General features: G+C 51.1%; 28 protein-coding genes, 1 tRNA gene and 2 pseudogenes. 8 read left to right on the forward strand and 23 right to left on the reverse strand.

What is annotated here, in order from left to right; genetic code table 11:
* From HMPREF3034_RS03600 to HMPREF3034_RS03690, 18 genes and pseudogenes are all read right to left on the reverse strand, one after another.
* A pseudogene (locus tag HMPREF3034_RS03600) lies at positions 1–751 on the reverse strand (hypothetical protein); the annotation flags it as partial.
* Between the two features lie 14 nt (positions 752–765).
* Positions 766–1,923, reverse strand: a complete 1,158-nt coding sequence (locus HMPREF3034_RS03605) for a hypothetical protein (protein WP_062433256.1) — start codon at positions 1,921–1,923, stop codon at positions 766–768.
* Positions 1,923–2,573, reverse strand: a complete 651-nt coding sequence (locus HMPREF3034_RS03610) for a hypothetical protein (protein WP_062433259.1) — start codon at positions 2,571–2,573, stop codon at positions 1,923–1,925. Before HMPREF3034_RS03610 ends, HMPREF3034_RS03605 begins: the two co-directional genes overlap by 1 nt.
* A gap of 142 nt (positions 2,574–2,715) precedes the next feature.
* Positions 2,716–2,805: pseudogene (locus tag HMPREF3034_RS13115) on the reverse strand (hypothetical protein); the annotation flags it as partial.
* A gap of 298 nt (positions 2,806–3,103) precedes the next feature.
* Positions 3,104–3,382: a hypothetical protein gene (locus HMPREF3034_RS03620; protein WP_062433266.1), complete on the reverse strand. Its 279-nt coding sequence runs from the start codon at positions 3,380–3,382 to the stop codon at positions 3,104–3,106.
* Positions 3,379–3,990, reverse strand: a complete 612-nt coding sequence (locus HMPREF3034_RS03625; protein WP_062433268.1) for a hypothetical protein — start codon at positions 3,988–3,990, stop codon at positions 3,379–3,381. The genes HMPREF3034_RS03620 and HMPREF3034_RS03625 overlap by 4 nt, the downstream gene beginning before the upstream one ends.
* A complete protein-coding gene (locus tag HMPREF3034_RS03630; RefSeq protein ID WP_062433270.1) occupies positions 3,987–4,943 on the reverse strand; it encodes a hypothetical protein in 957 nt (318 codons plus the stop codon). Before HMPREF3034_RS03630 ends, HMPREF3034_RS03625 begins: the two co-directional genes overlap by 4 nt.
* 32 nt (positions 4,944–4,975) lie before the next feature.
* Positions 4,976–5,350, reverse strand: coding sequence for a DUF6046 domain-containing protein (locus HMPREF3034_RS12905; protein ID WP_231725596.1), 375 nt, complete (start codon positions 5,348–5,350; stop codon positions 4,976–4,978).
* Positions 5,351–5,582: 232 nt separating this feature from the next.
* Positions 5,583–7,745, reverse strand: a complete 2,163-nt coding sequence (locus tag HMPREF3034_RS03640) for a phage tail tape measure protein (RefSeq protein ID WP_062433277.1) — start codon at positions 7,743–7,745, stop codon at positions 5,583–5,585.
* Positions 7,746–8,116: 371 nt separating this feature from the next.
* Complete coding sequence (locus tag HMPREF3034_RS03650) at positions 8,117–8,449, reverse strand: hypothetical protein (RefSeq protein WP_036893993.1); 333 nt, start codon at positions 8,447–8,449, stop codon at positions 8,117–8,119.
* Positions 8,450–8,492: 43 nt separating this feature from the next.
* Positions 8,493–8,930, reverse strand: coding sequence for a hypothetical protein (locus HMPREF3034_RS03655; protein ID WP_062433280.1), 438 nt, complete (start codon positions 8,928–8,930; stop codon positions 8,493–8,495).
* A gap of 2 nt (positions 8,931–8,932) precedes the next feature.
* Entirely contained in the window at positions 8,933–10,105 is a 1,173-nt protein-coding gene (locus HMPREF3034_RS03660; RefSeq protein WP_062433283.1) for a DUF2586 family protein, read from the reverse strand.
* Entirely contained in the window at positions 10,083–10,460 is a 378-nt protein-coding gene (locus tag HMPREF3034_RS03665; protein ID WP_062433286.1) for a hypothetical protein, read from the reverse strand. Before HMPREF3034_RS03665 ends, HMPREF3034_RS03660 begins: the two co-directional genes overlap by 23 nt.
* A gap of 40 nt (positions 10,461–10,500) precedes the next feature.
* Positions 10,501–10,887, reverse strand: a complete 387-nt coding sequence (locus HMPREF3034_RS03670; RefSeq protein ID WP_062433289.1) for a hypothetical protein — start codon at positions 10,885–10,887, stop codon at positions 10,501–10,503.
* 6 nt (positions 10,888–10,893) lie between these two features.
* Entirely contained in the window at positions 10,894–11,361 is a 468-nt protein-coding gene (locus HMPREF3034_RS03675) for an N-acetylmuramoyl-L-alanine amidase (protein ID WP_062433292.1), read from the reverse strand.
* The gene (locus HMPREF3034_RS03680; protein ID WP_231725597.1) at positions 11,361–12,428 is read right to left on the reverse strand and encodes a hypothetical protein; all 1,068 of its coding nucleotides are present in this window, start codon (positions 12,426–12,428) and stop codon (positions 11,361–11,363) included. The genes HMPREF3034_RS03675 and HMPREF3034_RS03680 overlap by 1 nt, the downstream gene beginning before the upstream one ends.
* A 36-nt stretch (positions 12,429–12,464) precedes the next feature.
* Positions 12,465–13,442, reverse strand: a complete 978-nt coding sequence (locus tag HMPREF3034_RS03685; protein ID WP_062433298.1) for an HK97 family phage prohead protease — start codon at positions 13,440–13,442, stop codon at positions 12,465–12,467.
* A 107-nt stretch (positions 13,443–13,549) separates the two neighbouring features.
* Positions 13,550–13,622: transfer RNA gene (locus HMPREF3034_RS03690), tRNA-Met, on the reverse strand.
* A gap of 148 nt (positions 13,623–13,770) precedes the next feature.
* On the opposite strand from HMPREF3034_RS03690, the gene HMPREF3034_RS03695 reads away from it, so the two are divergent.
* From HMPREF3034_RS03695 to HMPREF3034_RS03720, 6 genes are all read left to right on the forward strand, one after another.
* Entirely contained in the window at positions 13,771–14,241 is a 471-nt protein-coding gene (locus HMPREF3034_RS03695) for a terminase gpP N-terminus-related DNA-binding protein (protein ID WP_082721685.1), read from the forward strand.
* Between the two features lie 6 nt (positions 14,242–14,247).
* Positions 14,248–15,816 (forward strand): hypothetical protein, encoded by a 1,569-nt coding sequence (locus tag HMPREF3034_RS03700; RefSeq protein ID WP_062433303.1) that lies wholly within the window; start codon positions 14,248–14,250, stop codon positions 15,814–15,816.
* Positions 15,810–16,061 (forward strand): hypothetical protein, encoded by a 252-nt coding sequence (locus HMPREF3034_RS03705; protein WP_062433306.1) that lies wholly within the window; start codon positions 15,810–15,812, stop codon positions 16,059–16,061. Before HMPREF3034_RS03700 ends, HMPREF3034_RS03705 begins: the two co-directional genes overlap by 7 nt.
* 3 nt (positions 16,062–16,064) lie before the next feature.
* Positions 16,065–16,487 (forward strand): phage protein Gp36 family protein, encoded by a 423-nt coding sequence (locus HMPREF3034_RS03710; protein WP_062433309.1) that lies wholly within the window; start codon positions 16,065–16,067, stop codon positions 16,485–16,487.
* Between the two features lie 41 nt (positions 16,488–16,528).
* Complete coding sequence (locus tag HMPREF3034_RS03715; protein ID WP_062433312.1) at positions 16,529–17,797, forward strand: phage portal protein family protein; 1,269 nt, start codon at positions 16,529–16,531, stop codon at positions 17,795–17,797.
* 146 nt (positions 17,798–17,943) lie between these two features.
* Positions 17,944–19,425 carry a phage minor head protein gene (locus HMPREF3034_RS03720; protein ID WP_062433315.1) on the forward strand — a complete coding sequence of 494 codons (1,482 nt, stop codon included), beginning with the start codon at positions 17,944–17,946 and terminating at the stop codon, positions 19,423–19,425.
* On the opposite strand, the gene HMPREF3034_RS03725 is transcribed toward HMPREF3034_RS03720, so the two are convergent.
* A complete protein-coding gene (locus HMPREF3034_RS03725; protein WP_062433317.1) occupies positions 19,408–19,638 on the reverse strand; it encodes a hypothetical protein in 231 nt (76 codons plus the stop codon). The two genes, HMPREF3034_RS03720 and HMPREF3034_RS03725, sit on opposite strands and share 18 nt — an antisense overlap.
* A 61-nt stretch (positions 19,639–19,699) precedes the next feature.
* Between HMPREF3034_RS03725 and HMPREF3034_RS03730 the strand changes: the two genes are divergently transcribed.
* Both HMPREF3034_RS03730 and HMPREF3034_RS03735 read left to right on the forward strand, forming a co-directional pair.
* Positions 19,700–20,167, forward strand: a complete 468-nt coding sequence (locus tag HMPREF3034_RS03730) for a phage virion morphogenesis family protein (protein ID WP_062433320.1) — start codon at positions 19,700–19,702, stop codon at positions 20,165–20,167.
* Complete coding sequence (locus HMPREF3034_RS03735; protein WP_062433323.1) at positions 20,164–20,649, forward strand: hypothetical protein; 486 nt, start codon at positions 20,164–20,166, stop codon at positions 20,647–20,649. Before HMPREF3034_RS03730 ends, HMPREF3034_RS03735 begins: the two co-directional genes overlap by 4 nt.
* A gap of 42 nt (positions 20,650–20,691) precedes the next feature.
* Here the strand turns inward: HMPREF3034_RS03735 and HMPREF3034_RS12220 are convergent, their stop codons facing one another.
* From HMPREF3034_RS12220 to HMPREF3034_RS03745, 4 genes are all read right to left on the reverse strand, one after another.
* Complete coding sequence (locus tag HMPREF3034_RS12220; protein WP_082721684.1) at positions 20,692–20,925, reverse strand: hypothetical protein; 234 nt, start codon at positions 20,923–20,925, stop codon at positions 20,692–20,694.
* 89 nt (positions 20,926–21,014) lie between these two features.
* The gene (locus HMPREF3034_RS03740) at positions 21,015–21,680 is read right to left on the reverse strand and encodes a DUF3164 family protein (RefSeq protein WP_062433326.1); all 666 of its coding nucleotides are present in this window, start codon (positions 21,678–21,680) and stop codon (positions 21,015–21,017) included.
* 33 nt (positions 21,681–21,713) lie between these two features.
* On the reverse strand, positions 21,714–21,890 hold the full coding sequence (locus HMPREF3034_RS12480) for a hypothetical protein (RefSeq protein WP_156098768.1): 177 nt from the start codon (positions 21,888–21,890) through the stop codon (positions 21,714–21,716).
* The gene (locus HMPREF3034_RS03745) at positions 21,883–22,155 is read right to left on the reverse strand and encodes a hypothetical protein (RefSeq protein ID WP_036894016.1); all 273 of its coding nucleotides are present in this window, start codon (positions 22,153–22,155) and stop codon (positions 21,883–21,885) included. The genes HMPREF3034_RS12480 and HMPREF3034_RS03745 overlap by 8 nt, the downstream gene beginning before the upstream one ends.
* Between the last annotated feature and the right edge of the window lie 15 nt (positions 22,156–22,170).

The following is a 22,170-nucleotide window of genomic DNA, read 5'->3' on the forward strand; positions in this document are numbered from 1 at the left end:
CCCAGCCCTCACCACGTTTGCGGGCATAAGTGCCGAAATTGGTTGTGCTTATCTGTGTGGCAGGCATTCCAAGCATAGACACCTGTGCAGCCTCTGCGGCAGGCGATTTGGCATAGCTGGCTTTATTGAGTGCAGAACCTGCACCGCCTCTGAATTGCTCCGCTTCGCTGATTACCGAGCACAGCTTCGTATTTGTTCTGTCCATAACACCTGCCCCCAGCCACGATGTACCGCCAGCAGGAATGCGCACGCTCACGCCGTTACCGATTGGCTTGTCAAATGTAATGGCCTTTACCAGCGTGCCGCCCTCTGTGAAGATGTTAGCGATAAAGCTGTTCCAGCACCACATACACTGCCCCTGTGTTCCGTCGAGGGCTGCGGGACTTCCGTCTGCGTACTTTGTGCTGTCCGTCGGGTCGAGCTTACGCTTTTTACGGTCGTCTGTTACAAGGTAACGGCCAAGACCGAGTTTTGCAGGCAATTCACATAATGCCTGAAGGCTTCCGTAGTAGCCTGCTGCGGTGGGGGTAGAATTGGCAGTGTTCCAATATCTCCCAGCAATAGGGTTTGCCGCTTGCTCTACTGCGGTGGCCAGCTCCATACGGTGCGTTTCGCCCGTTTCGTCCATGACTTCGATGCGCATATCTTTTAATGCACCTTTGGCTTCGGCAAGGTCGTTAATACGCTTGCCGTTCTGGAATGCCGCCAATACGGCGAGCAGTCCCTTTTCTTGTTCTGATGTCAATGCCATAAATATATAAATGATTAAGTTAAACGTATATTACCCGAATTATCCAGCCGTAGGCTATCGCCCGAAAGCCTGATGCGTGGCGGCACTACGGCAATGGTCAGCGTTTTGTAATGCTGTGTTCCCTGTGTCGGTATTACCTGCACCCGACCGCTACCTGTCGAACGTGCCATGATGCGCCCGTCTGGTTCAACTTCCACAATATCGCCCCTTGTCTGATAGACTACATTTTGCGCAACTCTGTCGGGCTTTACCTGTGGGCGAATATATTGCGGTGTATCATTGCCCAGCGTGATATATTCGGGGGCTTCCACTTTAAGACCTGTCGGCACACCCTGAACAACGGCTTTTGCACGTTCTGCCACTTGCTCCATAGTTGTGCGCATAGCTTCCAGATGTTCGGCAGACGTTGCAGCTTGTTGCCCAGCTTCCGTTGCATAATCTGCGGCAGTGGCCGCCCTCTGTTCTGTCTGCTTTGTTTTGTTGGTTGCTTCTTCTGCTGCTGCGACTGTCCGTTTGACTACGGCTGTCATTTCAGAGGCGGCGATTGCTGCCACTTGTGCCGATTGCGTTGCACTGTCTGCCGCTTTTGCCGAAGCGTTTGCGGTGTCGGCTGCTTGTGCCGCCTCTGTTGCCGCTCTGCTGGCTTTTTCCGCCATACCATTTGCAGCACTGGCGGCTGCGGTGGCACTCTGTGCGGCAGATGTTGCAGCCTGTGCAGCTTCCACGGCAGGGCGTTGCAGTTCCTGTATGTTTGCCTCGGTAAAGTCGTCCCATGTAAACCTATCGCCACGGGTGTAGGCAGCCACGCAGTCGCTTTCTATAACTCCCTCGGTGTCGCCTATGCCGTTCCACAAAAACAGGCGCAGGCGTTCGGGGTAATAAACATTCTGCACGCCGTCTGGAAATATGGCATTATTCAGCTGCAAATGCAGTTCGTGTTTCAGTTCGCCCTCTCCGAGTCCGTGGTCTTTGAATATGACCAGAACAGCGTCGCCGTCGGGCACACAGTTTATATATTCGCCATTCTTCCTACTGGCTGTTACTGTGTGATTACCTACCCAGTAGTGCAGTTCAAAGTCCGTTTCAGGAAGTTTTACGAATGTTCCCGAAGCGTCGCGGAAGCGTTCCCTGACGACAAAGTCGCTTTTATAATTTATGTGCCTTGTTTCCATTATGTAAATCTTATATATCCCGCACTGTCCAGCCGTATGCTATCGCCTGCAAGCCTGATGCGCGGCGGCACTACGGCAATGGTCAGCGTCTTATATACGCTTGTGTTGGCAGTGGCAATGACCTGCACAGTGCCTGCGCCCTCCTTTAATGGTACTATATGCCCGTCGGGGGTAAGCGAAACGATGCTATTATCGCCGATAAACAGCAGAGAGCCAAAGCCGAATGCAGGCAGTGCGCGTGCCTCAATTTTCGGGCGTGCCGTGTTTCCAAGCGTAATACTGTCGGGGCAGTATGATATTTCCAATTTCGTAGGCTGCTGAACATTCTGCGAACTAAGCAGATTAACCAGATTTTCAACCATTGCACGGGTGGCATTACTCTTTTGTGTTTCTGCCGTTGCGGCTTTGGTGGCAGCGTCCACGCCTGCCAGTCGCTTGTCTACGTCTGCCGTTATCTCTGCGACGTTGGTGTCAAGAAACAACGCCAGTGCATTTCGCACACTGCCGCAGCACTCTATAAGGTCTACGAACAGACTGCCCACCATTTCTGCCGTTACGCTTTTCGTTATCACAGCGTCGCGTATGGTTTCAGCCCTTTTTCTAAGCTCTGCGGTTTCTATTGCCGCAACTCTGTTTTCTGTCAAATTCATTATGCAAACACGTCGTTAAATTGATTAGTAAACAACCGTACAAGGGTCTGGCCGCTTTCTGATACGACCGCCTCGCCGTTAGCTATCTGCTTCTGCACCTGTTTTATCTTGTCCACCACAACGCCGTCAGTAGTGGCCACAGCTACGCCCATAGTGCCGTTTGCCGCGCTGCGTATGCTATCGATAGACCATACCACTGAACCGCTGATAAGTTCCGTGCGCCAGTCGCGCCCGAATGGTGGCAGTATGATGTCGCGCAGGCGGCTGCCCGTTGCTTTCAACAGGTCGGCCGTGTCCTGCTGGCTTATATCCGTGGCAGGTACGATGCCACGCAACTGATATGCTTTCTGTATCTTTGCGTCTACGGTGTCCTCAAGCTCCCATTCGAGCACCTGCCCATCGTGCAGCCTGTCGGTTATGCAGATATTGTTACGCTCTGCCAGCGCGAAGATGCCAGTCGCGCCACCGAGCACCTGCACGGCTATGTCTATTAGGCTTTGCCTGTCTTTTACAATTACCTGCATAATGTGCTATTTTATATTTATCACGCCGTCAGCGTCTACCTGTATAGTATGCACGTCTACGCCCACGGCTTTAATCATTTTCTTTGTTTCTGTCGGCCAGAACACGTCCCGCGTGCCACCGATATGCTGGCGTACCTCTGCGCCTATGAGCGGCAATTCCTTGAACTCCCCACGGGCAGCCATTAGCACGCATTCAATGACTTGCCCCTCGCAGTTATCGACGGCAGCCTTTTTGTGCTCCACGAGCAGATCGCCCGTCTTGTTATCTGTCAGTAGTCCTTTCATTGCTTTACCTTTTCATTTTCATAGTCGCCACGCTTTGACAGCTGCAAGGATTTGCCAGCCCACGAGTTTACGCCAGCTTTCAGTGCGCTGCCGCCGTCCTGTGGAACTGGTGTCCAGCCAGTCAGTGCCTTTTTCAAAGCATTTATATCTTTCTCTATAATGTTCAGGCGTGTGGTAACGTCTTCAACCTTGACCAGTCCGCCCAGTTCGCCACCATTCATAACGATGCCGTCGCTGTTCAGCTCTACGCTGATGCTGTCCGCCATATTGATGCGCACACCCTGCTCGTCCAGAACCGCCCGCGCTGTGTCCTCACTGATAACCACCTCGACGCTTTCCACGTCGTCAGTCAGCAGAACTGCGCCCGCCATACCGTCAGACAGGAAGCCTACGACGACAAAGCTGCCTACGCGCGGAAATTGCACCACGCCGAATTTTGCCTGCTGGTTTGCCTGTAAGTTCACGCCCAGAATAGGTGCGTCTTCATTCAGCGGGTCGCAGTCGCAAGTGCGTGCCGTCTTATCCACGGCCGTAACCGTACAGGCGACACTGCCGACGGGTGCTGCACCCTGCTGCACTATTCTTCGTATTATTTCCTGCGTGTTCATTCTGCCACCCTTTGCCCTAATGTTATGTCCTGACGATAGCCGCCAGTGCTGTATTTAATCACGTTCTTTTTTATCTGATAGACACCCATAGGCGTGCCGTCTATCTTGATACCTACCGCGTCGAGCTTATCTGCGAGTTTGTAGCCGAATGTGGTTAGGTTTCCTTTCAAGCCGTCGCGCTTTAAGCGTTTCACTTCCTGCTCCGCCCACGCCTTTAACTCACTTTCTTTTTTATTGTATGTGTGTATGGTGCGGCGTTCGCCGTCAGCGTCGCCGACTTCAACCTTTATTTTCTTATTGTTCGGCATAAGGCTGACCGCCTTAATGCACAGGCGCATACTGTCTGCCTTTTGTTGTTCGAGGCTGTCGTCGCTAATGATATTTATGCCTGTGGCGAAAACCTGCGAAATGGTTGCCGATGTTTCAAACAGAACGCCTGCATATAAAACAGACTTCCCGTCTTCGTACTTGAAAAAAGACCTGATGCCGTTTTGTTGCAACTTGCCCAGCATACTGGCCACCGTGTCGGAAGTTACGCGGTACTGTCCGAGGTGCTGTTCGCCCATTACCTTGATTGTGCACCCGATGTTCTGGTCTTTCAGCAGCTGTTCCAGTGTTGCGTTCTTGTATGCCTTTTTCTGTGCAGGTAGCTGTTTAAGTTTGTACATTTCGTCTTCACAGTCCACGACAATAGGCGTTTTGAAGCCCACTTCCCTGACGTAGCCGACAAAGGCCAGTTCTAAGTTATCGTCGTAGCCCAGCCACACTTTAACACCGTTGCCCCGCTGCAATGGTACGCGGCTTTCGCCGTCCCACTTCAACTTTTTAGGCAGCGTGATTTTGCAGGTATCTGTCAGCTTTTCTGTGTCGCGGGTTATCTCTACTTCCGTAACATAGTCAAGCTGCCATTTTTTCGCGCCTGTAAATTCTATTTTTGCACAAAGTCTGTACATTGTTTAACTGCCTTTTGAATGGTTTTTAAATGCTATTTATAATCGGTACTGTACACGTTATAATCGCCGTCGCTTATCATTGAAATTTCAATAGGCTGGTAATTGCTTTCTGTCCTTTGGCTGGCAGAAAAGCTGCTAATTACTACCTTACTGATGTCGAACAGCTCCAAGAATGCGGAATGCACATAAATAGGCTCGTCCACGTCGAAAAAGTCGTGCAGCTGCGTTATACCCTCCGACGGGTATTTATCGACAATAAGGCCGTTTTCTACTGCCTGAACACCTACCAGCACGTTAATGGAATAGTCGCCGTCGCTGATGTATTCTTTCACGCTGCCAGCCATACCCACAAGGTTTGTTTTTATGATATTCTTGCTTTTGGCTATGGCTGCGATTGCGTCGTTCATTACCAGTTCTTCGCCGCTTTCCTTTCTGAACGTCAGCTCGCACAGGGCGTAACGGTCTGCCCACGCACTTTTGTCCGTGTAAGGGCTTGCGACGTTCTGCGCCTGAAAGGTTGCCCCGTCGCCGTTCCAGTCGGGCGATGCCGCAATTCTGGCAGGGGAGAACCTGTACAGTACGCCTTTCAACTGCTGTGCCGCGCTGGCGGCCACGAATTTGAAACTAACAGGTAACATTTCAGTCCGTTGCTAAATTAGTGTCATTCAACGCCGACAGCAGGGCTTCTGCTACTACGTCTTTAATACGTTCTGCACCCTCTTTCATATTTGCCGTATGTATTTCAATACGTTCTACCAGTCTGTCTACGTTAATGGTTATATTCTTTATCTTGCTTCCGCTTTCACTGCTGCTGTCGCCGCTTTTGTCGTGCTTCTTCGATTTGGTGTTTCCTGCCGTGCCGCCCGTTACGTCGGGAACTTTCGGCTGTTCCACAACAGGAACTACCGCAGAAGCCTGTGCCTTTGCCTCTTTCTTGCTGACGTTCTTTTTTTCGCCCGCCTTGATTTCGGCGTTATACGCTTCGCTGAATGCCTGCCCGACCTTTTTGCCAAAGTCGCTGTAAGTTCCTTTGAGCCTGTCCAGTGCCGCAGATATTCCGCCAGCGTCCAACTTGAAAGCTGCTTTAATCAGGTCGCCGATAGCTCCAAATGTCTGCTTTGCCATTAAACCGATGCCAGTAAACACCGTTTTGAACGCCGCCCATAAGCCTTTGAGTACCGCGCGGAATTTTACAGATGTATTCCAGAAATACACGCCCAGCGCGATAAGCGCAGCTATGGCAGCAGCCACCCAACCGATAATAGGGATATTCATAATCGCTATGCCAACGGCACGGCAAGCTGTTACAGCCGACAGCTTGAACGCAGAGAATGAAGCAGATGCAATACCCGCAAATGTTGCGGAAGCTCCGCCAGTGGTAACGAGTGAAAGCAGGAATGCGCCCAGTGCCTTGATGCCCTGCAATATCCCAACAGTACCAAACCGTAGCACGGCAAGCGTAGCGCGTGTAATGTTCAGCATAAAACCATTTGAAGCAAATTGCCCTGTTATTAGTTCACGGTTCATAAAAGCCATTTGCAGACGCGATGCGAAAACAAAACGCTGAATGCGCGACCACATACTTGCCCACTGCAAACCTTTGACAGATGCCATTACGCTTCCTACGCCCTGAATTAGCGGCATAAGCTGCGAAAGTGGTACAAGTGCAGAGGTTAGTGTACCTACCCAGATAGACAGGTCGCCTGTGGCTTGAAAGATAGATATTTTCATATCTTCAAAATGCTGCTGCACGCGTGCCTGACGTTCTGCGTAGCTGTCCATTACTACGGCTGCCTGTTCCTCTGCGCTTTTCGTGCCTGTTATCTGGTCTTGAAAAGCCTTTATTTGGTCGCTGCCCTGTACCAGTGCGCGGGCGGCGTTGGCATTCTCCATACCAAACAACTTGCTGAATAGTGCAGAGTCTTTCATTATAGGCTTCAGCATATCGAGGCGTTCTTTCAGCGTCAGACTTTTGTCGCCCAGTTTTAGCACGTTAATGCCTGCTGCTTCCAGAGCTTCGCGCGTGTCCTTTGGCAAGAACCGCCCCTGCCCCAATATGGCCAGCGTGTTGCGCAGAGCCACACCGCCCTCGCTGCCTTTCTTACCTGCCTTGTCCAGCACCTGTATGGCGGCGTTTGTTTCTTCAAAGCTGACATTAGCCGACTTTGCCGCCATACCGCACTGTTCGAGGGCTGCCTTAATGGCTGGAAGTTCCGCACTACCTGCCTGCCCAGCTGCCGCCATTACGTTCATCATATCGGCCATTTTACGGCTGGCTTCCAATGGGTCGTCCAATGAAACGCCGTACTGGTTCATAGCTGTGGTAAGAACTTCGGCGGCTGCCACGCCGTCATTGCCCATTAGCTTGCTGGTGGTCTGTATGGAGTTGCCCATAGCTTTGAGAGCTTCGGGGCATTTAGCCAGTTCGGGCGTGAGCTGCGACAAAAGCAGTTTGTAACCCTCCACCGCAACGCCTGCGTCCGTACCGAATGCCTGCGCACTCTCTCTGGCGTAGCCCTCTATTTCTTTCAGACCTTTACCCGTAACGCCAGCTACGGCAGAGAGGTCGTGCATTTGGCTGTCCAGCGTTATGCCTGCCGTTGAAAGTGATTGAATGGTCGAGTCGAATTTTGACATATAAGACGATGCAAGGTCGAACACGGCAAACTTTCCAGCCAATTTCGTAACGGTAGACATAGCTCCGTCGACAGACGCAGAAAATCTGCCTGTCGCACTGGTTATGTTGTTTATTTCAGCGGAATAATTACCGCCTACGTTAAAATTGTACTGAAAATTTTGCATATCCGACTTTTTTTACTTATACTTGCACCGTGTTAAATGCAACAGAATGGAAAGTGTTTTAATTTTTATAGGACAAGTGCTTACCGCATTCATATATATAGGGATGTTGTTATTACCTCTATATATATCATTGCTGCTTATTCGTGCCTTTGTTCACGATTTCTTTTCAAGAAACAAGCGCGCCAGTAAGTCTGCCTGATTTTTCAATCGTATTTCTTCAAGCCATAGAGCCTGCGCATACCACCAAGCGAAGTCTTCGTCGCTGCCTGCCGTTGGGTCAATGTGTAGGTTTGAGCGAATAAGGGCACAGGCTTTGACAAACCCGTCTTTATCCTCTTTCCCCTCCACATCAACCTCAAGCAGGTGCGACGTTATAAGTTTTTTACGCGACCCGTCGCACTGGTAAGCAACACATTAAGCTGCTGCAAGCAGGTAAGGAACAGCACGCTGTCCTGTCTAAGCGGTTCGCTTCCACCGAGCCAGCAGCCGTCGAAAAGCGTTTTACCGCTCTTAACTTCGTCTGTCTTCGACAACTTCGTAACGGCGGCCATAATGTCGATAGACGGGCGGCGGAAATATCCCTTGTGCAGGTCGTCGCCGTCCTCCACTTCGATACAGAAGACCTTACCGTGCTGCTTTTTCCACTGTTCTACGTTTTCAGCGGTAACACCGCCGTTAAACTCCTTGTATGCGTCTTTATCCATATTTATAAACTGTTTAATGGGTTATTAAATGCTGTTTAACTGTTTATTTTGCCCAGTCGATATTTGACAAAAGCAGGTCAAGTTCCACGGTCTTGCCCGTGTCGCCCTCTTTCCAGTTGCGCTTGTTGTTCTTGAACATACAGTTACGCAGCTTGTCGGTTTTCACGATGCCGCTGTCTGGCATATATGTTACATTGATATTGAAAGGTGCAATATCCTGCAAACGCCCGTTCACGCTCTGCGCCTGTATGGCTTCCACTTCCTCTTGATAAAGCGTGATTTTGGCGGTAGGCTTAATGCGCCCCTTACCATAGCCGACAGGGTAGCGACCTGCGCCGTACTTAACTTCGACCTCTTGGTCGTCGCTGTATTCTATCGCTACTATTCCAGTAACGGGCACGCCCGCGATAGTAGTAACGATGTCTGCCCAGTCATACAGTTTCCCGTTAATGAAAGGGACTCCGTTGTTTATTGCTTCCATTGCTATACTGTTTTAACGTAACCGATTTTCACTCTGATTTTACGCGCCACGGCCACAGCCACGTTTTTGATAACGATTTCTACCTCCGAGGTGCTGCCCACGTTCTGCTCAGGGTCGATTTCGGCAGAATAGCCGCTAAGTTCCCCTGCCTTTTCCATTTCCTCTAAGGCGATGTTTGCCGTGCTCTGCAAATGCTCCACGGTGTAGGGCTGCATTTTGCCTGTAACGGGGTCGATATAGACGTTGCCGCCCAGTTCTGGCGTTACATACACGCGAATGCCACGCACGGCCTTATCCATAGTGCGCACGTTCTCAATGGCGGCGTAGTCGCTTGTGGGCAAGTCCATATTATGGCTGTCGTTCCAGTAGCTGCCAGCGATGCCAACGTGGGTAATAAGGAAGCAATAGCGGCCAGTGTCCAGCTTCGCGAGCTCTGCCTTGTCGATGTCGCGCACAAGCACGCCGTCCGATAATGCAGGCTGACTGATGCCTGACGGGAATTTCTTAACCCACGCTATGCACTGATGCACGGCGGCAAGCGACATAGTGGCAAGCATTACGCCCACAGCCGACACGCTGGCACGCGTACTGTTGTCTGTATGGGCAAACAATGCCGCACCTGTTCCGCCACCGTCCTGCGCAATGCAGACGCTTACGCGGCTTTGTCCAGCCGCAAGGTTGGCGGGCAGCTTCTTATAGTCTGCCACTTTTGGCGCATAGACCACCGAAAGGGGGGCGTTTTCTTCGTCCAGACCGTCGGTCACCTTTTGAATGGCTACGATGTTCTGCGGGGTTAGGGCGGTCGTTCCGTCCCAAATACCAATCTGCCTAATTTCGCCCAGTGCATAGTGCTGCATGGTCTTGATTTCGGCAAACGTGTGCGTGTCTGGTTTCGCAAAGATGCCCAGATAAAGGGTAATGCCCTTGTTTACGCGGAAGATTTCAGAAAGCTGGTAATGCAGCACCCTGATAGACCACGCAGCCTTTGCGTCGGCTGTAATGCCCAGCTGCTCTGCCTTGTCAATGGTAGAAACGCCCTGCACGGGGGCTGTCTTAAAAGCCTCTGGCACTTCGGTAGACAACAGATAAGCGATAAGGCCGCTAACATGGTCTTTGCCTGCCACGCTTTTAGGAACGTTGCCGTTCTGTCTGTTAATGGTTAGACCTGTACTCATTTCTTTTTCGTTTAATGTAAATTGTAACTGTGGCCGCTGCACCGAGCATGACGGACAATAGCCCGCATACCAGATAGCTGTCCGTGGCGGGCTTTTGTCGTTTCTTTACCTGTAAGGTACTGGCCGTTTTGCTATGTTCGGCGGCTTTTGTCGCTGTGCTGACCTCTGCCGCCTGCGCCGTCTTCTGACGTTCCCGCGTGCAGTCCGTTGTTCTTACCTGTCTGCGCTGCCTAATGGCTGCTTTGACTGGCGGCAAGCCCGTGGCACTGTCGGCAGGCTGTGTGGTGTCAAAGATAACGGCTTGCATGTCGAAGCTGCTGGCCTGTTGCATTACGCGCTCAAGCTCTGCGTCCATACGGGCATATAGCAGGCTGTCGCGCTGCGTCTGCTGGCTGCTACTTAACGCAGTCGCTGTTGTCTGTTCCAGTGTCGCAGTTTTCGTACTTCTGCAACTGACGAGAAACAGGGCAATTATCAGCATAGCTGCAAGACGGTATTTTCTCAACCGCTTTTCTAAATTTATCCACATCACGGCGTAAACTGTTGATTTCTTTTTTCAGCGGTGTAACGATGCTTTCGACAAGAATGTCGTTTGCCTTGCGCACGTTGTCCAGCTCGCTGTTTTTAACGCCAGCGAGCTTGTTTTGTACCTCTGCACGCAGGCCGTCTATTTCTGCCTTATACTTCGCGGCTTGCAGTCGGCTGCCCACCCACGCGCCAATCGGCGCACTAAGGGCGGCAGCGACAGAAGACACGATAAGCGTCGTTACTTCGCTGTCCATTCATTTTTACTGTTTTATACCAATACTTTGAAGCCACGCCGGAACGTCGAAAGACGGGCACGCCTTTGCCCCGTTCAGCTGTCTGTGGCCAATTATCTTTATGTTAGGGTGCTTTGCGTGGAAGTCGAGGACATAGCGTTCCAGCGCGTCTTTCTGCGCCTGTGTGCGGGTGTCTTCGGGTGTCTTTCCGTCAGCTGCGCAGCCACCAGCATAGACGATATGCCTGCTTACGCTGTTATAGCCTGCTGCGCCGTTGGTTACTTCCCAGTCGTCCACCCATTCGTCCTCGTTGTTCCTTACGAGCCGTTCAATGCGCCCGTCAAGGTGTACAAGGTCGGTATATCCTACCTGCTTCCAGCCTCTGCCGTCAGGCGGGGGCGAAGTATGCCACCGCCTAATATCAGCGGCGGACACCTCACGACCTGCCCGTGTGGCAGTGCAGTGTATCACTAAGTATTTAAGCTGCTTTCCCATTAGGCAGTAGCACTGACGATAGCAGCACGGGTGCAATTCGCTTTAAGCGGCAAGGCAATGCCGTATTTGCGGAAGTTCACGAGGTTGCGATGATACAAAGGGTCGTTCTTTGCTTCGCTATGGTAGAACTTCACAGAGCCGTTGGCTTTCATCATACTGCCGACGTGGAACGCCACGGAAGCCTGCTGCTCTGTATCTGCTGGAGTTTTGCCGAATGCAAGTTTTTTAAGCGTGCTAACAGTGTAGAACGGACAGTTGTTGTATTCGTAAATATCGAAGCCGTACAGGCGTGTGATTTTGCCCTCGGTGTCGTTGATGTTGTAGTGCTCCGCATAGTTCTTGCTGGTTTCGAGCAGGTCATTGCTATGGTCTGGACACAATACGAGCACACGACCCTCCTGCGGCATACCCATTAAGTCGCACTGGCGTTTCAGTTCAATAAGGTCGGCTACAACCATTTTCTTACGGTCGCCGACAGCTTCGCCCGTGGTAACGAAAACAGGGGTTTTCTTTGCCACGTTCGAGTCGGGCGCATAGGCGTGCAATGCCTTTTGGTACGTCGCCTCTTTAAGCGATTCGCGGTGGCGTTCCTGAACGCTCCCCATTTTGTCGTAACTAAGGGCGTGCAGTTCGTCGTCTGTTACTGGCGTTGCCTCTGTGTCGAACTTGTCGAGGCTGACAGGCTTGTCTGCGTCTTCCAGTGTCTGAATGTTCAGCGGGTAGGTGGTGTTATTGATTAACACTTTCGGGTCGCCGCCCAGCTCTGCAAAGTGTATAACGTCATTTTCCACATACTGGTCATACGAGCGCACACGGTCAAACCAGCTTACGGCCGACGGGGGTGTACGGAATGCCTTAATCATTTCGCCCGTCCACACCTCTACCAACACGCCAGAGCGCAAGGCCGACTTTGGGAAAGATGCACCCACGATAAGCGCAACGGCATTCGCCACGATTGCACCGACAAGCGCAGAACTGCCGAAAGCTAAGACACTGACGGCTGCACCTACGACGCTGTTAAAACACAAAGCGCAGAGCAGTCGAAGCAAAGCACTTTTCTTTGTCATTTTCTTGTTTTCCATTATCCTTAAAAAGTTTGTTAGTTATTCTTTGATTACAGGGCACTCAATGCCATACTCCTGCTTATACAGGCGCGCATACTCTTTGGGGTTGTCCTTGCGCAGTTCGAGCAGCTTGTCTTCTGGCACGTCCGACAGCTTCGCATACTCCTGCTTGCCTGTTGGCTGTTGCTTGCCTGCGTTGTCGTTCGACAGGTCCAGCACGTCGGTAGGCTTGCGGGCGGGCTGCATAAGGTTCAATGTTTCCGTAAGGCTCTGGAAGCCTGCCGCCTTGCCCAGATTGATGAAGTGGTCGCGCTTGTCGGCCGTGATACGTCGGTCGGCAATGGCTGCGTCCACGGCTGCCGTCACATTGGCAAGCTGCAAGGTTTCTACCTGTTTCGCCTTTTTGTTCAGGTTTACGATTGCGTCGTGTACCTGTTCCTCGGTTGCCGTTTCGGGAAGTCCGAGAATAAGCAATGTTTCTTTTTTCATTTTTGTTTGTTGAATTATGTTTGAATTTACCGAATTGTCGGTGTTTGATAGCTCCAGCAGGGGCAGCAAGGGCGACGCTTCGCCTGCTGACAGTTCCAGAAGTTTGCCACTGTTCATTAGCTTCAATGCGTCGTCATTGCTGCCGATGTCCACAATGCTGACCTCTAAGAGCTTGCCACGCGTAACGGTGGCACGGCTTTGCCCTTGTATAAGGTGCTGTGGGTCGGTACTGGTTTCCAGTATTTCGACAGACGCGCTGCACATATTCAAAAACCCTTTTTCCCACTTGTTCGCGATTTTCTTTGCAAAGTCGTCTTCAAGGTCGAATACTGGAGTACCAATCAAGCGGTCGCCGTCAATGCGCAGGTTTTCCATGCGACCGATAGGCGCGCTGTTATCGCCGTAACGCCTGTGCATCCATAGAAGCACAGGGTTTTTCTGATATTGTGTCGTGTCCAGCCCGTCGGTCAGCACACGGCTGCCGTAGCTGTTCAGTCCACTGGTATTTATCACTACTTCTTTTGCCATTGTTCTTTGTTGTTTTTTTGTTTGTTTGAAAAGTGGCGGGCTTCACAGCAGGCCACTTGTAAACAATCTATTAACCTAAAAACTAATACTATGAAAAAACATTTGTGTTGCGGCGGCAGGACTCGAACCTGCGACTTCGGGGGAATGAACCCCGCGAGCTGCCAGCTGCTCTACGCCGCGATGTTTCCGACGCAAAATTGCAGTATTTCTTTGCTCCCTGCAAAAACAGTGTAAAAACCTTACACTCTTTTTTCACGGACGGCCGTTTTTGTCCACCTTTGCAGTGTTTTAACATCATAATAACCATATAACAGCAAACTTATGAATGATTAGCAAGAAAGAACTCGAAGACCGACGAGAGTACGCACGCCTGCTGTATATGCAAGGCGACCAGCAGAAGTTAATAGCAGAAAAAGTGGGCGTGTCGCCCCAGACGGTAACAAAATGGGTCAATGCAGGCGGCTGGCAGGAACAGCGCGCAGCAAAGAACATTACACGCCCTGAACTGGTAAACAAGCTCCTGCGAACAATAGACAAGATGATCGACAGCGTAGACGTGTCAGAAAACCCAGACGTGGCAAACGGATTGGGCGACAAGCTGGCGAAGATTGCCGCCACCATTGAGAAACTGGATAAAAAAGCAAGCGTGGTAGACGCTATCGAGGTGTTTATGGCATTTGGTAAATGGCTTCAATTTCAGGCGCAGTTCGACGAAAGCATTACGCCAGAACTGATGAAAAAGATAATGAAGTACCAAGACCAGTACATCAACTATTTAATGCAAAACAAGCTAATGTAAAAAGCTATGCCAAATTACGACAAACTTACGCTGAAAGAAGCCGTCCTGCAATGGAAGGCGCACTGCGAGGCTGTCGAGGAAGCAACAACGACAAACGCGCACGAAACAGAGAAGCAGAAAAAAGAACGTATCAAACACCTGCTATCTGATTACGGCGCGTTTGTCGATTATTATTTCCCACACTACACCAGCAACCCGCAGACAGGAAAGCAGACACCCTGCGCGCCATTCCAGATTAAGGCGGCAAAGCAGATTAAAGCCGACAAGAACCTGAAAGCCGTATATAAGTGGCACAGAGGCGCGGCAAAGTCCACCCACATAGATATTTTTATACCTATGTGGCTGAAAGCGCAGATATATGGCGGTGCAGAGCTTCGCCAGTTTTGGGTTATGGTGCTGGTCGGAAAGAGCGAAGACAACGCGAAAACACTGCTTGCCGACTTGCAGGCGGAGTTACAGTATAACAAACGCTACATAAATGACTTTGGACAGCAGCACAATAATGGAACGTGGGAAGACGGCTCGTTCGTTACTAAGGACGGCACGGCATTCTTTGCCCGCGGCCGTGGACAGTCGCCCCGTGGTCTGCGCTATCGAAGCCACCGACCCGACTACATTGTCATAGACGACCTCGACGACGACGAACTCTGCCAAAGCCCTGCCCGCGTTACCAAACTGACCGATTGGGTAAAGGAGGCACTATTCGGCGCGCTGGACGGCGGACGTGGCCGTTTTATCATGGTGGGTAACTTGATAGCGAAAAACAGCGTGCTGGCCAACGTGTGTGCCATCAAAAGCGTCAAGGTGTCACAGGTCAATATACTGGACGCAAAAGGTAATGTGTCGTGGGCTGCGAAGTGGACACGGCAGGAAGTGCAGGCGATTGAGGACTTCACGGGCTACCGTTCGTTTCAGCGCGAATATATGAATAACCCTATCGTTGACGGGGCTGTGTTCCGCGCCGACTGGATAAGGTGGGCTAAACGCCCAGCGTGGCGCGACTTTACCGAAATAGTGCTGTACATAGACCCGTCGTGGAAGTCAAGCCAAAAGAACGACTACAAGGCGGCGAAGCTGTGGGGCAAGACAAAGAAAACACAGCTGTGGCACTTGCGGGCATTCGTCAGACAAGCCACGGTGGCGGAAATGGTGCGCTGGTGCTATGACCTGTACGAATGGGCAGAAAAGACGGGCATAGCGATAAAATACTATATGGAGGCCAACTTCATGCAGGACGCTTTGCTGGACGACTTCACTACCGAGGGCGTGCTGCGTGGCTATCAGCTGCCTATCGTGGGGGATAAGCGCAAGAAGCCCGACAAGTTCCTGCGCATTGAAAGCATTGCGCCCCTGTGGGAACGTGGTTTTGTCTTCTACGACGACAGCCAGAAAGACGACCCCGATATGCTGGCGGGCATAGACCAAACGCTCGCATTCCAAAAGGGAATGAGAGGACACGACGACGCACCCGACGCAGACGAAAGCGCAATATCAATTTTGCAGAAGCATTCAAAGATAACAAGTTTCACACCGTCGTTCGGCAAGCGGACGACCGCAAAAAACGTAACATGGTAAAGATTAAGAAGTTTATTCAAGTATGCCTGTTTGAATGGCGTAAAAAGCGTGCCATTCGCAAGGCGCAGCGCAGTGCCGATTTGCACCGTCGCAAGTTTTTGGTGTTGGTATGGGGCGGCAAGCCCGTGGTTATATCTATGCAGGGAGTGCGCAAGCTGGTACGTCAGCACCGCTTCGCAAAAGGCTTTACAGCCGAAAAGGCGCGCAAACTGGCTATTTTCGAGGCGTGCCCAAAAGCACGGTAAGCAATGTTTTTGGATATAGAAGATTACAAGGCTGTATGCGATATGTACGAGATAGACGCGCTGCAAGCTGACGCAGATATGCGGGAACGTGCAGAACGTGCAGCCATTGAGGAAATAAGCAGCTACACACGCCACCGCTACGATATGAGCCGTGCGTTCCGAGCAAAGGGCGAAGACCGCAACCCTATGCTGGTGCAGTGCTGCGTAAATATATGCCTGTGGCTAATGGTACACCGCCTGCCCGACAACATGGGGCACGAACGGCGCGAATGCCTGTACAACGACAGCATTAAGTGGCTGAAAGACATACAGGCAAGCAAGGCAAGCCCAGACCTGCCGACCTACGTTTCCGAAGACGGAAAGGAAACAGACACGAACAACCCCGTCAGATATGGAAGCCAGCCACCTACACGCCCGACGTGGTAAACGATTAAACAGTATTAAACACCCGATTAAACAGCATTCAAATGGATATTTTACAGAGAATAAAAAGTGCGTACAGCACACTGTCTGGCAACAGGGTATATACGCAGACAGATATGCAGCGCGTCGTCAGCCTGATGCGAAGCGAGAAAGGGCGCAGGCTGACCGCAGAGCTGATGCGACAGACCGACACGCTTACAAAAAAGGACGTGGGTATGTGGCGCACGGCGTGGCAGCTGGCCATTAACGTGGACAACCCACAGCGCACACGCCTTTACGACATTTACACCGACAACTTAATCGACCTGCATTTGCAGGGCGCAATTAACCAGCGCAAGGGTATGACAAAGCGTTGCGAGTTCAGACTGGTAAAGGCCGACGGAAAGGAAGACGAAAAGGCTACCGACATACTGCGGCAGGAATGGTTCAGCGACTATTGCGACTATGTGTTAGATGCACGATTTTGGGGGCATAGCCTTATACAGTTCGGCGATACCATTAAGACTGCCGAGGGCTTGAAGTTCAGCGGCGTGGAACTTGTACCGCGTAAGCACGTCTGCCCTGAGCACGGCGTACTGCTGCGCACCGTGGGCGACGACTGGCGCAATGGCATAGACTACCGAGAGGGCGAGTTTTCCCAGTGGGTAATTGAGGCGGGCAAGAAAGACGACCTCGGCCTGCTGCTGTCGTGCAGCCCGCAGTGTATCAGCAAGCGCAATATGTTAGGCTTTTGGGATATGTTCGGCGAGATTTTCGGCGCGCCTATGCGTATAGCCAAAGCCACCACCACCGACGACGGCGAACGCCGAAAGATTGAAGACGCACTCGAAAATATGGGCAATGCCTTTTGGGGGTTGTTCCCTGACGGCACCGAAATTGAGATTAAGGAAAGCAGCAGGGGCGATGCTTACAACGTCTTCGACAAGCGCATAGACCGCTGTAACTCCGAAATGTCCAAGGGCATTCTTAACCAGACTATGACCATAGACAGCGGCAGCAGCCTTTCACAGTCTGAAACACACCTCGAAGTATTCGAGAACGTGGTCGAGGACGACAAGACTATGCTTGCCTACAACATTAACGGCAAGCTGCTGCCATTTATGCAAACGCACGGCTTCAAGGTGGACGGCCTGCGCTTCGAGTGGAACGACGCAGCTACGTTTTCGCCCAGCGAGCAGCGCGAAATGGAACGCGTGCTGCTGGAATACTACGAGATAGACCCGCAGTATTTCGTGGACAAATACAATGTCAATATAACGGGCGTGCGCAAGGCGAAGACGCAGCCAGACGCACTCGACGCTTTTTTCCAGTAAGCCCCGCGCAAACAGCAGAACTGCGCAACGCCTACGGGGCTTTTAACTCTGCGCTGCTGTCGCTGTACTCCGAGCCGCTGAACCTTGCGGCAGATGAAGACCGACAGCCTGAATATGACAGCGCCATATTTGCCACCGCTGCCGATATGGTCTACGAGGCGGGCGGCTTCGATGCCAGTCAGCTGAAAGACCCGCGCGCCCGTGCCGTGGTCGATGAAACGATGCGCACGCTGTCCACAGCTATAAACGAGGCAGTGCCGCACGACGTGCCGCAGACGCTACGCATTGCGCTGGAAGAAAACGCATTTATCTTTTCGGGCTTTAAGACGTTCCACAGTCTGCGGGAGGTCGGTCTGTCTATGCTGGACAAGAATGGCGACGTTAAGCCGTTAGAAGCGTTCCAGAAAGACGTACAGGCCATTAACGCGAAGTATAACACCAACTACCTGCGTGCAGAATACCAGCACGCCCTCGGCAGTTCGCTTATGGCCGTGAAATGGCAGCAGCTGGCACAGAACACTGACCGCTATTTTTTGCAGTACCGAACGGCAGAGGACGAAAAGGTAAGGGAAAGCCACGCGCTGCTGAATGGCATTACCCTGCCAGCCGACGACCCGTTTTGGGATAAATACTACCCGCCTAACGGTTGGGGCTGCCGATGTCAGGCTGTACAGGTGCGACGCTCAAAATACCCGCGGAGCGACGCAGCGCAGGCAATGAAGCAGGGCGACGCGGCCACCGAGGAAGCAAAGCAGAAAATGTTTCGCTTCAACACGGGTAAGACGATGCGCCTGTTCTCAAAGCAGCACCCGTATTTCAAAGCACCGCAAAAGGCAAAAGAAGCAGTCGAGGAATTGACAAAGGAACAAAGGCTCGAACAGCTACGCAAGCAGCTGCCCGACAACTTGACAGATGCCGAGAAAGACGCAAAGGCTGCCAATAACTACGAGATTGAACAGGCTTTGAAAATAAAATGCGGTAAACCTATGACAGTGGAAGAAGCAGACAAGCAAAGTGCCAACCCAAAACATGTGCTTAAATTCCTGCCAGACGAAAAGGGTACATATATAGATAAAGCAGGTAACAGGTTCAAATTAAACCCTGACTACAACAGGAAACGCGACGAGCCGTTCTCTATCAACTGCCAAACCTGTGCGCCTGCCTATGCACTGCGTCTAATGGGCTTTGACGTTACGGCAAAGGGTAATACGTCGGGGTCATTGTCCGAATACCTTTCAAAGCAGCGTTCTTTTGAAGCGTGGACAAATACAGACGGGTCGCCTGCCGTACCTACATTATACTGCGACTGGCTGAATAAAAAAGGCTATAAGCAGATGACTGAAAAAAGGTACAGGGAGTTTTTCGACGAATGCTGTAAGGACGAGGGTGTGTATGTCCTTACGATAGGCTGGAAAGGCGGGGGCGGGCACGCCACTGTTTTACAGCGTTTCAACGATGGCACACTTGCTTACATTGAACCGCAGGAATATGACGAGGACAAAGGGGCAAAAAGGAATATAGCTGGAGTTTGCCAAAAAGGAGAAACAAGACCATATTACAAGCGTGGTGTCTTACGCGTAGACAACAAACTGTTTAATATGAAATTTGCTTCAATCTTTAATAAATAGGGCGAATAGTTCAAAGGCTTCCTCGTGTGTGGTTATAACGACACTACCGTTTTTGTAGCCGTAAACTTCGGGAAAGCCGATTTCCATAGGTTCTGGATAAAGGAAGTGGTAATAATCCACACCAGCCCTATTACCCAAATAGGTAATATGATTGCCGTATCGCTCTACTTCGTAGGCAAAGGCTTCTGTTATGGCTGTGGGTATCTTCTTCATATTTGCAAATATACATCGATTTTACAACAAATCAAACATTTAACACAAAAAAAGTTCATAAATGGCTGATATTTTAGATGCTGCCCGACTTGAAAGACAGATTTTAGAGGATATGCGCGTTGAGCTGACAGATGAATTTGATAAGAACTTTCAGCGAAAAGCGTTTTTTACCGACAAGTGGAAAGCCCGAAAAGACAAGAACGCGCGGGGCTCTCTGCTGGTCGTGTCTGGTGCGATGCGCCGAAGCATACGCAGCGACGTGAAAGACCACGGGGTCAGCTTCACGTCGTCGCTGCCATACACCACCATACACAACGAGGGCGGAAAGGGCAGTAAGCCTGTACGACAGCACTACCGTACCGGCAAGAACGGGAAACGCTACGAGGTCAAGGCGCACAACCGTAAATTCAATATGCCCAAACGCCAGTTTATCGGCGACGGCAAGAAAACGCAGGCTATCATTAAAGACGTGATAGAAGACAACCTGCAAGCGTTCAACCTTTCACTCACTAAATTTTTGAAGCAATGAGAAAGCAAATTTATCTGAAAGTGTGCCAGCAGCTTGAACAAGTGCCAGAACTTCGCCTTGTAGGCTTCTGGAACGAACAGCTGGCTATGGTTCAGCAGACGCGCCCATTCGTCCTGCCTGCCGTGTTTATCGAGTTTGAACCCTACGAGATACGCCAGCTGTCTATGCACGCACAGGAGGCAGACATTACACTGCGCCTGCATATCCTTACAAGGGCTATGGATTTCGTAGACAACCGCGACAAGCGTATGGAGATTGCCCTGCAACACTTCGACCTGATAGACAACGTAAACAAGGCTATGGCGACGCTGCGAGGCGACGGCTTCTCCACGTTTTTGCACACCCAGTCCGCCACCAACCACAACCACGCCGAAATAATCGAAAGCATAGAGTGCTGGCAGTGCCGTGCCACCGATGCCACGGCGATGCGGCAGGCGCAAAAGGCTGTGGGTGCAGGGCTGCATATCGCAGAAAAACAATAAAAACAAAAACCCTGTGCAGGTCATTTCACTGCACGGGGCTTTTCATTGGTTATCGAAGTAGTCGAACAAGGTTAGCTGCAACGCGTCTACTTTCGGCGGTGTGGTCGGTATGTTCAGGTAATTAAGATAAGTCCTGTAACACATAGGATAAATCGGGTTAATGAACCTTTTCCATATCGCCTTATAACACCGCCTGTTATTGCCAGCTTCGTAGTACCTTTCTGTTATGGAGCGCAGCATTTTCGTGCGCTCTATCGTACTTTTATGGTGTTTCATAGCCTGTTTGTCCGCTTATTTAGTACCTTTGTAAACGGCTAAGTTTACGTGTGGTTTGCGGTTCCGCAGGCTGCACGCTTTTTTTGGGGTTAGTCGTCAGCTTCCGTTACCGACAGTGGCACGATGTGCCAGCCTTTGTCGTCCTTGAACTCTGCACGAATGAAAGTCTTTGTCGTCGAGGGCTGGTAGCTTTCTTCAATGATGCGCACACCCTCTATAAAGGTGTCGTCCTGCGTTTCCTCCGCCATTTTGCGAAGTTGCAGCACACGGCTGGCTTTCAGCGTGCCCTTCTGGTCGCGGCTCAACAAGCGCAGCACGGTATTAACCAGCATTTTGCTTTTGTCGTCAGTGGCAAGGCTTTCGATGTACTGCTTTACCATTGTGATGCCGTCCTCCACCGTATCGCGCCAGTCGTCTACGGCATTCACGCCCAGCGTCAGGCGCATACTGCCGTCGCTGTGGGTAAAGGTGTGTGTGCGCTGTGTGTCGGTCGTAAGCTGCATTACTTCCGATTTCATGCGCAGCACCTCTTTGAAGTTCTCAAACACTTTTGCCTTTACCGCCTTAATCTGGTCGGAAAGGGCGCGAAGTTCGGGCAATGCCGTGGCGATTTCGTCGTCCACCAGTTCTGCATACACTTCGCGGTTTGCTTTTCTCTGCCGTGAGATGCGTTCCTTTTCCTGCTGCTTCTGGAAAGCGGCAAACGCTTCGGCTTCCGCTGTGGTCATTTCTACCACCTTTTTTTCATTATCCATTTTATTACTTGTTTAATGGTGTTCAAACACCTGTTAATCGTCTTTTTCCAGTTCGTCCATACCGTGATTGCGCCAGCCCAGCTCCGCGCTTTCGGCCTCACTCTCCGCCCATTCTGAAAGCTCTTTCATAAAGTAATAGTAGGCGGTATTGTTCAGGTGCGCAAATTCTTCTTTGATGCGACCACCCAGTCGGTCTATTGCTTTACTCATACTGCGATATTTTATAAAAAACATAGTTTCTGCGGGCAGCGGTTAAGGCCATTAAGATGTCCGCCTTTGTGTCGGCTTCCGTCAGCATTGGCACACCGTTCAGGCAGATGTAGACCTCGCCGTCAAATTCGCGTACCTGTACGGCGCGGCGGCTTTCTCTGACAGCCTGCCTGCGTACTCTGTTATGCTGTCTTTCTTTCCAGTTCGCGCGATATTTGCACCACTTGCGGCAGATTGCCTGCCAAAAATCTTGTAACTTTTTCATTTCCTTTATATTTAT

This window comes from Prevotella sp. DNF00663 (assembly GCF_001553265.1).
Lineage (GTDB): Bacteria > Bacteroidota > Bacteroidia > Bacteroidales > Bacteroidaceae > Prevotella.